10 protein-coding genes are annotated in these 12,578 nt (G+C 65.9%); 4 read left to right on the top strand and 6 right to left on the bottom strand.

The genetic code is table 11. The features are described 5' to 3' along the window. Positions 1 to 27: 27 nt before the first annotated feature. The 4 genes from ACMV5O_RS18090 to ACMV5O_RS18075 all read right to left on the bottom strand — a co-directional run bounded on the left by ACMV5O_RS18090 (position 28) and on the right by ACMV5O_RS18075 (position 5,044). Positions 28 to 339 carry an acylphosphatase gene (locus ACMV5O_RS18090; protein ID WP_416164784.1) on the bottom strand — a complete coding sequence of 104 codons (312 nt, stop codon included), beginning with the start codon at positions 337 to 339 and terminating at the stop codon, positions 28 to 30. After that, complete coding sequence (locus ACMV5O_RS18085; protein WP_416164783.1) at positions 332 to 2,023, bottom strand: SulP family inorganic anion transporter; 1,692 nt, start codon at positions 2,021 to 2,023, stop codon at positions 332 to 334. The genes ACMV5O_RS18090 and ACMV5O_RS18085 overlap by 8 nt, the downstream gene beginning before the upstream one ends. A 134-nt stretch (positions 2,024 to 2,157) precedes the next feature. After that, positions 2,158 to 4,338, bottom strand: a complete 2,181-nt coding sequence (metG, locus tag ACMV5O_RS18080; RefSeq protein ID WP_416164782.1) for a methionine--tRNA ligase — start codon at positions 4,336 to 4,338, stop codon at positions 2,158 to 2,160. A 124-nt stretch (positions 4,339 to 4,462) separates the two neighbouring features. Beyond that, the gene (locus tag ACMV5O_RS18075; protein ID WP_416164781.1) at positions 4,463 to 5,044 is read right to left on the bottom strand and encodes an OmpA family protein; all 582 of its coding nucleotides are present in this window, start codon (positions 5,042 to 5,044) and stop codon (positions 4,463 to 4,465) included. Positions 5,045 to 5,204: 160 nt separating this feature from the next. Between ACMV5O_RS18075 and apbC the strand changes: the two genes are divergently transcribed. The 3 genes from apbC (at position 5,205) to ACMV5O_RS18060 (ending at position 9,408) form a co-directional block, all read left to right on the top strand. Continuing rightward, on the top strand, positions 5,205 to 6,296 hold the full coding sequence (apbC, locus tag ACMV5O_RS18070; RefSeq protein ID WP_416164780.1) for an iron-sulfur cluster carrier protein ApbC: 1,092 nt from the start codon (positions 5,205 to 5,207) through the stop codon (positions 6,294 to 6,296). A gap of 152 nt (positions 6,297 to 6,448) precedes the next feature. Beyond that, positions 6,449 to 7,015, top strand: coding sequence for a dCTP deaminase (gene dcd, locus ACMV5O_RS18065; protein WP_324540670.1), 567 nt, complete (start codon positions 6,449 to 6,451; stop codon positions 7,013 to 7,015). 149 nt (positions 7,016 to 7,164) lie between these two features. Further along, positions 7,165 to 9,408 (top strand): Orn/Lys/Arg decarboxylase N-terminal domain-containing protein, encoded by a 2,244-nt coding sequence (locus tag ACMV5O_RS18060; RefSeq protein ID WP_416164779.1) that lies wholly within the window; start codon positions 7,165 to 7,167, stop codon positions 9,406 to 9,408. Positions 9,409 to 9,489: 81 nt separating this feature from the next. Here the strand turns inward: ACMV5O_RS18060 and ACMV5O_RS18055 are convergent, their stop codons facing one another. Both ACMV5O_RS18055 and ACMV5O_RS18050 read right to left on the bottom strand, forming a co-directional pair. After that, positions 9,490 to 9,987 (bottom strand): dihydrofolate reductase, encoded by a 498-nt coding sequence (locus ACMV5O_RS18055; RefSeq protein WP_416164778.1) that lies wholly within the window; start codon positions 9,985 to 9,987, stop codon positions 9,490 to 9,492. Next, positions 9,984 to 10,778: a thymidylate synthase gene (locus ACMV5O_RS18050; protein WP_416164777.1), complete on the bottom strand. Its 795-nt coding sequence runs from the start codon at positions 10,776 to 10,778 to the stop codon at positions 9,984 to 9,986. The genes ACMV5O_RS18055 and ACMV5O_RS18050 overlap by 4 nt, the downstream gene beginning before the upstream one ends. A gap of 243 nt (positions 10,779 to 11,021) precedes the next feature. Here ACMV5O_RS18050 and ACMV5O_RS18045 point away from each other — a divergent pair, with 243 nt between their 5' ends. Further along, on the top strand, positions 11,022 to 12,431 hold the full coding sequence (locus ACMV5O_RS18045; protein ID WP_416164776.1) for a hypothetical protein: 1,410 nt from the start codon (positions 11,022 to 11,024) through the stop codon (positions 12,429 to 12,431). The last annotated feature ends 147 nt before the right edge of the window (positions 12,432 to 12,578 follow it).

The following is a 12,578-nucleotide window of genomic DNA, read 5'->3' as shown; positions in this document are numbered from 1 at the left end:
CCGCGGCGGCAGCCTGCCGCGTGGCGTTCACGCGGTCGGGCGTTGCTCGAAGCCCTCGGTGGCTTCCGCGTCGGCGGCGCTGATCTCGATGCGGGTGACTTCGGCCTTGGGCGGCCCCTGGTACGCCCAGTCGATGAAGGCTTCGATCGCGGCCAGCTCGCCGATGAGCAGCGCCTCGACACGGCCGTCATGACGATTGCGCACCCAGCCACGCAGGCCGAGCCGCGTCGCCTCGGCCTGCGCACTGGCGCGGTACCACACACCCTGCACGCGGCCATGGATGTCGAGCCGGCGGCTGCTGATCTCGGTCGGCTGAGGCGGCTTGGCTTCTTCAGGCATAGGCGATCTCCGGGTCCTTGCCGCTCAGGTGCTGGGCGCGCATCAGCGCGGCGGTGAGGTTTTCGGCGACGTTCTCGTCGCCGAGCTGGTCGAGGAAACCCGAACGGAAGACGAGCGAACCAGGCTGCGAGTTCAATCCGCACAGTACCAGGTAGGCGCCGCGCTTGCCGAGGTTGCGGTGCAGGGTCTGCAGGATGTCGAGGCCTGTGGTGTCAATACTGATGACCTTGTCCATGTCGAGGATGACCACATCCGGATGGCCGTGCTGCATCAGCAGCAGGTTTTCGAGCTTGTTGGCGGCGCCGAAGAACAGGCTGCCGAACATCTTGTAGGCGAGGATGCGCGGTGTGCCGTCCTCGCGCGAGACCGCCCCGGCGCCGTAGTAGTCCTCGAGCGGCACGCGCTCGATGCGGGTGAGGTCGGACATGCGGTAGATGAAGAACAGGCTTGCCAGCGCCATGCCGATCTCGACCGCCAGGGTGAGGTCGAACAGCACGGTGATGAAGAAGGTGCCAAGCAGGATGGTGCGGTACTGCAGCGAGTAGCGCGCCAGCTCTCTGGGGGCGAAGGCATGCCACTCGCCCATGTTGATGGCGACGATGACGACGATCGCCGACAGTGTCGCGAGCGGGATGTGGCTGGCCAGCGGCGCCAGCGCGAGCACGATGGCGAGCAGGACAGCGGCGTGGATCATGCCGGCGACCGGGGTGCGACCGCCGCTGCGGATGTTGGTCGCGGTACGCGCGATGGCGCCGGTGGCGGCGAAGCCGCCGAACAGCGGGGCGGCGACGTTGGCCACGCCCTGGGCCATCAGCTCCTGGTTGGGGTCGTGGCGGTCGTCGATCTGGCTGTCGGCGACGCGGGCCGACAGCAGCGACTCGATCGCCCCCAGCAGCGCGATGGTCAGCGCCGGCGTGATCAGCTTGCCCAGTGTGCCCAGGCTCAGCTCGGGCAGGCCGAAGGCCGGGATCTCCTGCGGGATGCCGCCGAAGCGGCTGCCAATGGTGTCGACCGGCAAGGCGAACAGGGCATTCACCGCGGTCATGATGATCAGCACTGCCAGTGGGCCGGGCAGGCGGCGCATCCAGGCGGTGCGTTTCGCCTGCCGGTTCCAGCCCACCAGGATGGCCAGCGACACCGTGGCGACGGCGACGGTGGCGGCGTCGATGCTCGGCAGCGCGGCCCACAGCGCTTCCATCTTGGCGAAGAACTCGCCCGGCAGGTTATCGACCTCGAGCCCGAGGAAATCCTTGATCTGCGAGATGAAGATCACCACTGCGATGCCGTTGGTGAAGCCGATCACCACCGACAGCGGGATGAAGCGGATCATGCTGCCCAGGCGCAGTGCGCCCATGGCGAACAGCAGCACGCCCGACATCATGGTGGCGATGAGCAGGTTCTGCACGCCATGGTCGACGACGATGGCGTAGATGATGGGGATGAAGGCGCCGGTGGGGCCACCGATCTGCACCTTGGAGCCGCCGAGCAGGGAAATCAGGAAGCCGGCGACGATGGCCGTCCAGATGCCGGCGGTGGGCGACATGCCCGAGGCGATGGCGAAGGCCATCGCCAGTGGCAGGGCGAGCACGCCGACGGTGATGCCGGCGGAGATGTCCCCCGCAATGCTGGCGCGGTCGTAGCCATGCAGGGTGTCGAGGAGCTTGGGGCGGAACTGGATCTTCATGCTGACTCCGTTGCAATCTGGATGAGGCTTGCAAGGCCGCCCGGGTGGGCGGCGCTAGGGAGACAGCCGCCCTCGACCCGCGTGGTGCAGCACCATCCAGCGTTTCGAGGGCGTGAGCGGCATGAGGCGGCGACTTACTTGACCTTCATGCCGGGCAGGGCACCGGCGTCGGGCGACAGGATGAAGAGGCCGGGGGTGTTGCCGTCTGCATCGGAGGCGGCGAGCACCATGCCCTCGCTCATGCCGAACTTCATCTTGCGCGGCGCCAGGTTGGCGACCATCACCGTCATGCGTCCGATCAGCGTGGCCGGATCATAGGCCGACTTGATGCCGGCAAAGACCTGGCGCGGCTTCGGCTGGCCAGCCGCGTCGGTCTCGCCGATGTCGAGCGCGAGGCGGATCAGCTTGTCCGCACCCTCGACGTGCTCGGCGTTGACGATCTTCGCGATGCGCAGGTCGACCTTGGTGAAGTCGTCGATCGAGATGTGGGCCGAGGGCGTCTCGGCCGCCTGTGCGGCGTGCTGCTGCTTCTCGGCGTGGCGCTGCTGCGAGGAGGCGACCTTGACCACCGCGGTCTCCTTGGCCGGTGCGGCGGCGGCAGGCGCGAGCGACTCACGATTGGCTTCGAGGAGCGCGTCGATCTGCTTGCGCTCGACGCGGGTCATCAGGTGGCTGTAGGCCTGGATGGCGTGGCCGGCGGGCAGCGCCGACCAGTCACCCTGCCAGTCCATCGCCGGGATGGCGAGGAAGGCCTCGACCTGCGCGGCCAGCGCCGGCAGCACCGGCTTGAGGTAGCGGGCGAGGTCGCGGAACATGGTCAGCGCGGTGCTGCACACCGCGTGCAGGCGGGCCTCCTGGCCTTCCTGCTTGGCGAGCTCCCACGGCTTGTGGTCGTTGACGTACTGATTGGCGACATCGGCCAGGCGCATGATCTCGCGCAGCGCGCGGCTGTAGTCGCGCTCGTCATAGGCGGCGGCGATGCGACTCTCGGTCCAGGCCGCGGCGAACTCGGCACAGGCAGCGGCATCGACCTCGCTCAGCTTGCCCTCGAAGCGCTTGCCGATGAAGCCCGCGCAGCGGCTGGCGATGTTCACGAACTTGCCGACGAGGTCGGCGTTGACCTTGGCGATCATGTCGTCGAGGTTGAGGTCGACGTCTTCCATGGTGCCGTTCGACTTGCCGGCGAAGTAGTAGCGCAGCCACTCTGGGTTGAGCTTCTGCGTGATGTAGGAATGCGCGGTGATGAAGGTGCCGCGGCTCTTGCTCATCTTGGCGCCATCGACGGTGAGGAAGCCGTTGACGCAGAGCTGGCTGGGCGTGGCGTAGCCGGCGAACTTCAGCATCGCGGGCCAGAACAGGGCGTGAAAGTAGAGGATGTCCTTGCCGATGAAGTGCACCATCTCGGTGCCGGCGGCGGTGGCGCGGGCGGCGTCGGTGTAGTCCTCGACGGCAATCGTCTCGCCCGCGGCGGCGCGCTTGGCGGCGAGGTTGCGGAAGCTGGCGAGGTAGCCGATCGGCGCGTCCAGCCAGACGTAGAAGTACTTGCCCGGCGCACCCGGGATCTCGAAGCCGAAGTAGGGCGCGTCGCGCGAGATGTCCCAATCGGAGAGCATGTTCTCGCCGGCCTCGCCGAGCCACTCCTTCATCTTGTTGGCGGCCTCCGCCTGCAGGCGGCGTTCGCCGGCGGCGTTGGTGCCGCGCGTCCATTCGCGCAGGAAGGTGACCGCGCGTTCGTCCGACAGGCGGAAGAAGTAATGCTCGGAGGCTTTCAGCACCGGCTTGGCGCCGGACACCGCCGAGTACGGGTTCTTGAGCTCGGTGGGCGCATAGGCCGCGCCGCAGGCCTCGCAGTTGTCGCCGTACTGGTCGGCGGCGCCGCACTTGGGGCACTCGCCCTTGATGAAGCGGTCGGGCAGGAACATCTCCTTGACCGGGTCGTAGTACTGCTCGATCGAGCGCGTGTCGATGAGACCACCGGCCTTGAGCTTGGCGTAGATGTCCTCGGCGTAGAAGCGGTTCTCGCTGCTGTGCGTGGAGTGGTAGTTGTCGAAGGCGACGCCGAAGGCGGTGAAGTCGCGCAGGTGCTCGCCATGCACGCGCGCGATGAGCTGCTCGGGGGTGAGGCCTTCCTTCTCGGCGCGCAGCATGACCGGCGTGCCGTGGGTGTCGTCCGCACAGACGTAGTGCACCGAATGGCCGCGCATGCGCTGGTAGCGCACCCAGATGTCGGCCTGGATGTAGCCCACCAGGTGGCCGAGGTGGATGTCGCCGTTGGCGTAGGGCAGGGCGTTGGTGACGAGGAGCTTGCGGGACATGGTCGGTTGGCGCGGATCAAAGACCGCGAGTTTATCAAACGCCGGCCACGACGTACGGCGGACCGCGTCCGCGCGTGGACGGTGTCCCGCGGGCGCGGCGTCGGACCGCGACCCCGGTCGGGGATCACGGCATGTTGCGTAGCAGCAGTTCGACCCGGCGATTGCGCGCTCGACCCTCCTCGGTGGCGTTGCTGGTGAGCGGGTCGGCCTCGCCACGGCCGTCTGCGTTGAGGCGCTCGAGCCCGATGCCGCGCTGGCGCAGATGCTCAACGACGGCCTCGGCGCGGGCGATCGACAGCCGCAGATTGACCATTTCGCTGCCCTGACTGTCGGTGTGTCCGATCACCTGCACCGCGGCGCCTGGCCTGCCCGCAAGGATGGGCGCGATGGCGTCGAGGGCGCGCGCGAGCGAGGGCCGGATCTCGGTGCTGCCGGAGGGGAAGCCGTCGGCGACGGGAATCTGCAGGTTGATGCCCTGGTGGTCCACCGGGCTGATCTCGATGCCGGGCAGCGTGGCGGCCACGGCGACCAGCTCTGCACGAAGCGCCGCCCAATCGGGCGCGGGGCTGGTCGTGCGCACCAGGGCATGGCGATGGATCGGGTCGTCCCCGGCGCTGCTCGGGCCGGGGCCTGGGGTCGCGCAGGCGGCGAGCACGAGTACGGCGAGACTGGCGCACAGGCGGGAGGTGGCGTGCAACGGATTCATGAATGGCGGGTGGTGAGAAAGTATGGTCTGGGCCCGGAGCCGAGGGCCGTGCCGGCAGGGGAAACCCTGTTGCCGGCGCGGGTGAGTCAAACGCCGCGCTCCGGTATGATTCGGCGACTTTCACCCGGCAGCGGGTCTAGCGATTATCGAGGAAAACGCGATGAGTCTTGATCAGGAAACCGTAACCGAAGCGCTCCGGCAGGTCATCGACCCGAACACGGGCAAGGACTTCGTCAGCGGCCGCTGCATTCGCAACCTGGTCGTCGAGGGCGGCAGCGTGCGCTTTGACGTCGAGCTCGGCTATCCGGCCAGGAGCCAGCACGAGCCGATCCGCGCGCTGCTCACCACGGCGCTGGGCAAGCTGCCCGGCGTGTCGGCGGTCGAGGCGCGCGTCAGCAGCAAGGTGGTGGCGCACGCGGTACAGCAGGGCGTGAAGCTGTTGCCGGGCGTGCGCAACATCATCGCCGTAGCGTCGGGCAAGGGCGGCGTCGGCAAGAGCACGACCGCGGTGAACCTGGCGCTGGCGCTGGCGGCCGAGGGCGCGCGCGTGGGCATCCTGGATGCGGACATCTACGGGCCTTCGCAACCGCAGATGCTGGGCATCGGCGACCAGCGTCCGATGTCGGACGATGGCAAGAGCATGATCCCGCTCGAGGCCTACGGGCTGCAGGCGATGTCGATCGGCTTCCTGATCGAGCAGGATACGCCGATGGTGTGGCGTGGCCCGATGGCGACGCAGGCACTCAACCAGATGCTCAAGGACACCGCCTGGCACGACCTCGACTATCTGGTCATCGACATGCCGCCGGGCACGGGCGACATCCAGCTCACCTTGTCGCAGAGCGTGCCGGTGACCGGCGCGGTCATCGTCACCACGCCGCAGGACATCGCCCTGCTCGATGCGCGCAAGGGCCTGAAGATGTTCGAGAAGGTGGGCGTGCCCATCCTCGGCGTAGTCGAGAACATGAGCATCCACATCTGTTCGAAGTGCGGCCACGAGGAGCACATCTTCGGCCATGGCGGTGGCGAGAAGTTGTGCGCCGACTACGGCATCCCCTTCCTCGGGGCGCTGCCGCTCGACATCCAGATCCGCACCGAGGCCGACAGCGGTGCGCCGACCGTGGTGGCCGATCCTGATGGCCGCATTGCTGCCCTGTACAAGGAGATCGCGCGCAAGGTGGCGGTGCGCATCGCCGAGAAGTCGAAGGACATGACGCACAAGTTTCCCAACATCGTCATCAAGAGCACGTGAGCACGATTGACGCGGCTCGAGGGCGGGCCGCGCGGTGTCGAGGCTGTTGCATTGCAGCACGCCTCGACGGCGACACTCTTTCGCCGGCGCGGCGCTTGGCCTAAACTCTCGCGTCTTTGAACTGGCCTCCGGGCCGCACTGGAAGCGCGCCGATGTCCATCAAGTCCGACAAGTGGATCCGCCGCATGGCCCAAGAGGCCGGCATGATCGAGCCCTTCGCGCCGGAGTTGGTGCGCAGCAACGACAGCGGCCGCATCGTGTCCTACGGCACCTCGAGCTACGGCTACGACGTGCGCGTCGCGAACGAATTCAAGATCTTCACCAACATCAACTCGACGATCGTCGACCCGAAGGACTTCGACGCGCGCAACTTCGTCGATTTCACCGGCGACGTCTGCATCATCCCGCCCAATTCCTTCGCTCTGGCGCGCACGGTCGAGTACTTTCGCATCCCGCGCAGCGTGCTGACGGTGTGCCTGGGCAAGAGCACCTACGCGCGCTGCGGCATCATCGTCAACGTCACACCGCTCGAGCCCGAGTGGGAGGGGCATGTGACACTCGAGTTCTCGAACACGACGCCCCTGCCGGCAAAGATCTACGCCAATGAGGGCGTCGCGCAGATGCTGTTCTTCGAGTCCGACGAGGTGTGCGAGACGTCCTACAGGGACCGGGGTGGCAAGTACCTCGGCCAGACCGGCGTCACCCTGCCCAAGATCTGATCGCCGGCGTGCGCCACTACTGCATCCACGGGGCCGCCTGACGGCCCCTTGTGCTTTTTCGAACCACTTTCGGTAACGCGCAGGCAACGCTCGACGAGTAAACTGCCCGCTTTGTCCGTCCCGCAAGGACCCCGCTGGAGACGACCAGGATGAGATTCCACTTCCCCATCATCATCATCGACGAGGACTTCCGCTCGGAGAACACCTCGGGCCTGGGGATCCGCGCGCTCGCCAAGGCGATCGAGGAAGAGGGCATCGAGGTGCTGGGGGTGACCAGCTACGGCGACCTCACCTCCTTCGCCCAGCAGCAGAGCCGCGGCTCTGCCTTCATCCTGTCGATCGACGACGAGGAGTTTTCGTCGCCTGAGGCGTCCGACAAGGCCATCGCAGGCCTGCGCGCCTTCGTCCAGGAAATTCGCCTGCGCAACGCCGACATTCCGATCTTCCTGCACGGCGAGACGCGTACCACGCGTCACATCCCCAATGACGTGCTGCGCGAGATGCATGGGTTCATTCACATGTTCGAGGACACGCCGGAGTTCATCGCGCGTTACGTCGTGCGTGAGGCGAAGAACTATCTCGATTCGCTGGCACCGCCCTTCTTCCGCGCGCTGACGCACTACGCCGCCGACAGCTCCTATTCGTGGCACTGCCCGGGGCACTCGGGCGGCGTCGCCTTCCTGAAGAGTCCGGTGGGGCAGATGTTCCACCAGTTCTTCGGCGAGAACATGCTGCGCGCGGACGTGTGCAACGCGGTCGACGAGCTCGGCCAGCTGCTCGATCACACCGGCCCGGTGGCGGCCTCGGAGCGCAACGCGGCGCGCATCTTCAACTGCGACCATCTTTACTTCGTCACCAACGGAACCTCGACGTCGAACAAGATGGTGTGGCACACGACGGTCGCGCCCGGCGACATCGTCGTCGTCGACCGCAACTGCCACAAATCCATCCTCCACTCGATCATCATGACCGGCGCGGTGCCGGTGTTCCTGACGCCGACGCGCAATCACTACGGCATCATCGGCCCGATCCCGCTCGAGGAGTTCGCGATCGAGAACATCCAGAAGAAGATCGACGCCAATCCGTTCGCGCGCGAGGCCAAGAGCAAGAAACCGCGCATCCTGACCATCACCCAGTCGACCTACGACGGCGTGGTGTACAACGTCGAGACCATCAAGGACATGCTCGACGGCGAGATCGACACCCTGCACTTCGACGAGGCCTGGCTGCCACATGCGGCCTTCCACGACTTCTATGGCGATTACCACGCGATCGGCGAGGATCGTCCGCGTTGTCGTGAGTCGATGGTGTTCTCGACCCAGTCCACCCACAAGTTGCTGGCCGGCCTCAGCCAGGCTTCGCAGATCCTGGTGCAGGACTCGCAGACGCGTAAGCTCGACCGCGACATCTTCAACGAGGCCTACCTGATGCACACCTCGACCTCGCCGCAGTACGCGATCATCGCGTCCTGCGACGTGGCGGCGGCGATGATGGAGGCGCCCGGCGGCACTGCGCTGGTCAACGAATCGCTTTCGGAAGCGGTCGAGTTCCGCCGTGCGATGCGCAAGGTCGATGCCGAATTCGGCGACGACGACTGGTGGTTCAAGGTGTGGGGGCCGGAGTTCCTGGCCGAAGAGGGCATCGGCAGCCGCGAGGACTGGACGCTGAAGGCGGGCGAGCGCTGGCACGGCTTCGGCGAGCTGGCCGAGGGCTTCAACATCCTCGACCCGATCAAGGCCACGATCATCACCCCGGGCCTCAACATGGACGGCGACTTTGCCGAACATACCGGCATCCCGGCGGCGATCGTTACCAAGTACCTGGCCGAGCACGGCATCATCGTCGAGAAGACCGGCCTGTATTCGTTTTTCATCATGTTCACCATCGGCATCACCAAGGGCCGCTGGAACACCATGGTGACCGAGTTGCAGCAGTTCAAGGACGATTACGATCGCAACCAGCCGCTATGGCGCGTGATGCCCGAGTTCATCGCCAAGCATCCGCGCTACGAGCGCGTGGGCCTGAAGGATCTGTGCAACCAGATCCACAGTTTCTACAAATCGCACGACATCGCCCGCCTGACGACCGAGATGTACCTGTCGGACATGGTGCCGGCGATGAAGCCGGCCGATGCCTTTTCCAAGATGGCCCACCGCGAGATCGAGCGCGTGGCACTGGACGAGCTCGAAGGGCGCGTCACCGCGATGCTGGTCACGCCCTACCCGCCGGGCATCCCGCTGCTGATCCCGGGCGAGCGCTTCAATGCGACGATCGTCCGCTACCTGAAGTTCGCACGCGATTTCAACGCGCGTTTCCCCGGTTTCGAGACCGACATCCACGGCCTGGTGAAGGGCGAGGACGGGCGCTATCACGTGGATTGCGTCGCCGACTGATCGCCTGCGCCGGGGCGGAAAAGCGGAGGGCCGCAAGTTTGCGGCCCTTCGTGCGTAAGGAGGTGCGTGCGGCGCCGCCCTTCAGCGGCGGCGGTATTCCACGAAGTCGTAGTCGTACTCGTTGTCGGCGTCCGCGGTGCGGACGTCGCGGCGCTCCTCGACGAAGTCCGAACGGTCGAACATCGGGAAGTGCGCGTCGCCTTCGACGTCGGCCCAGACCTCGGTCAACACCAGCCGCTCGGCGCGCGAAAACAGCGTTTTGTAGAGTTGCGCGCCACCGATCACGAACAGGCATTCGGCGTCCACAGCGGCGGCGATCGCGGCCTCGGGGTCAGTGAAGACTTCGGCGCCATCCGCCTTGAATCCGGCGTCGCGCGTGACCACCAGGTTGCGCCGCCCCGGCAGCGGGCGGCCGAGTGACTCCCAGGTATTGCGGCCCATCAGGATGGGGTGGCCCATGGTGAGCGCGCGAAAATGCTGCAGGTCGGCCTTCAGCCGCCAGGGCAGGCCATTGTCGCGGCCGATCACGCCATTGCGGGCCAGCGCAGCGACGATGACGATTTCAGGTCTCTTGCTCATACGGCAACGGCCGCCTTGATGTGAGGATGTGGGTCATAGCCCTCGAGGCTGAAATCCTCGAAGCTAAAGGCGAAGATGTCCTTCACCGCCGGATTCAGCTTCAAGCGCGGCAGCGCGCGCGGTGCGCGACCAAGCTGCTCGCGCGCCTGGTCAAGGTGGTTCATGTAAAGGTGGCAGTCGCCGCCGGTCCAGATGAAGTCGCCCACTTCGAAGTCGCACACCTGCGCAATCATGTGCGTGAGCAGCGCGTAGGAGGCGATGTTGAAAGGCACGCCAAGAAAGATGTCCGCGCTGCGCTGGTAAAGCTGGCAGGACAGCCGGCCATTGGCGACATAGAGCTGGAACAGCGCGTGACAAGGGGGCAGGGCCATGCTGTCGACTTCGCCCGGGTTCCATGCGGACACGATGTGGCGGCGGGAGTCGGGGTTGCGCTTGAGGCCGTCGATCAGGCGGGTGATCTGGTCGATGCTGCGACCGTCGGCGGTCTCCCAGCGTCGCCACTGCTTGCCATACACGGGGCCCAGTTCGCCGTTGGCATCGGCCCACTCGTCCCAGATCGATACCCCGTTCTCCGTAAGGTAGCGAATGTTCGTGTCGCCCTGCAGGAACCACAGCAGTTCGTGGATGATCGAGCGGGTGTGCAGCTTCTTGGTGGTCAACAGCGGAAAGCCGTCGCGTAGCGAAAAGCGCATCTGCCAGCCAAAAACCGACAGCGTGCCCGTTCCCGTGCGGTCGGTCTTGGCGTCGCCGTGTTCAAGCACGTGACGCATCAGGTCGAGGTACTGTCGCATCGAAGCGTCCTGAAAAAGTGCCGATTCTAACGCGCAAAGCGCTGCCTGCCGCGCACGATCGTTCGTAGGGGACGAGCGTGCAGTGCAGCGTCATCGTGAGGCTCCGCATATGATCTGGACATTGTGCTAAGCTCGCGCGTCAACATGCTTGGTCCCTTGCTGGCGCCCGGGTGGGCGGCCCTAGGTGGTGACTGGCGTGACTCGGCGACCCTCGTGTGCGCCGCGGGTCGTGGAGAATCAGTGGTGGACAACAAAGGCACAGCGCTCGACTTTACCCCGGCGGGCGTGCTGGCGGGCGGGGGCAATGCCGTGGTCGGTCTCGAAGCTGCCACCGCGACGCTGCGCGCCCTGTACAAGCCGGGGAGCCCGAAGGCAGAAGCTGCGGGGCTCTACATCGCTTCGGCGTTTGACGATGCGCTGCGTGTTGCCATCGAGCGTTCCGCGCCTGTCAGCCCGGTCCACGTTGCGGAAGATGTCAGCGTGCGGGATGCGACATGGTGGGGGCGCTGGCTTGCCGGCGTGCGTGATGCCTCCCTGGCCGTGTGCGATGCCTATTGGTGCGTGCCGTCGGCGAGCCGAAACACCGCAGGCAACGGCGTGGTCCGCTTGAGGTTGGCAACGAGCGTGGTTGAAGCCCTCAAGTGGTCGGCCTGTGATCGATTCAGTCCGGACGAGTCGCTCTGGCACCGTCTTGGTGCGCTCTACGCGGACGACCGCGAGGCCCACGCCGCCGCACTGGTGGCAGGGGATGTGCCCGGCGTCGCGCGTGAGTACGTGCGTGCGGTGGCCTATCACAGTGCTCACCTCGACCAGTTCGATCTCGAGACTGCGATCGTGCTGATTCACCTCATCGACCTTTGTCTGCCCTTCGTCTCCTTGAGTAGAACGCCCGCGCCACACCCGCAATATGTCGTGTGCCCCGAGTCCGGCCAGCCGCCGGTGCGGCAGTCTGGCGGGCGCGATGCGGCGGCGCTCTACTTCGTGCCGTGGTCTGCGGACGAACTGCTCGCCGATTTCGAGGCCCAGCTCTTGGCCGGCAAGGTGCCGGCGGTGCTTGGCAAGCTGCCTGCCGACACGGTGCTCGCGGCAATCCGATACCTTCGCCGGCAATGGTCGGCCCGGCCACCGCTGCGCCTGCGGCGCCGCTACCCGCAGGACGCGGATCTGGAGGTTGCGCGTGGACTTGAGCAGTGCAGGGGCGTCCTTGGTGGATCGCGGCCGGCCCTTGTTCGCGCCTGGAAGGCTCGCGACTTCAGTCGCAACGGCCTTTATGTCCTCGCGTCCAGCGATCCCAGCGGAGCCTGGCCGGATATCGGAGAACTCCTTGGGGTGCACTTCACCGATGGCGACGGCTGGCAACTGGCCGTTGTCCAGCGGCTGCGCATGTGGCCCGATCACGCTGGCCTTGGGTTGGAACTGCTTGCGCGCAAACCAATGCTGGTGACGGTGGATGACGGGCAGCGCGCCATCGATGCGGTGCTCTGTGATGCGCCGCAGCAGGGAGAGGCTGTGCGCCTCATCCTGCCGCCTGGAGCTCTCGGCGCGGATGACACGGTATTCATGAAGGCGGATGGTGCTGTGTATAAGTTGCATTTTCTCGAAGCCAAGCGAGTGGAATCCGATTACCAGCTGTCTGTCTTCCAGATACTGTGAGCCACCCAGCCGCGGCTTCGCGCGTGCTTTATTCCAGATTATTCGCGCATAGATTTTTCGATTCTTCCTGGGTGTTGACGTTGTTTTTTGGGGGTCTATAATGCGCACCTCTTCAGCGCTGCGGCGGTTTCTTCGGAAGGCGATTCG

The organism is Thauera sp. WH-1 (genome assembly GCF_047806685.1).
In the GTDB taxonomy this organism is placed as follows: Bacteria; Pseudomonadota; Gammaproteobacteria; order Burkholderiales; family Rhodocyclaceae; genus Thauera.
The sequence above is the reverse complement of the archived record's forward strand: the minus strand, read 5'-3'. Positions and strand labels throughout refer to the sequence as shown.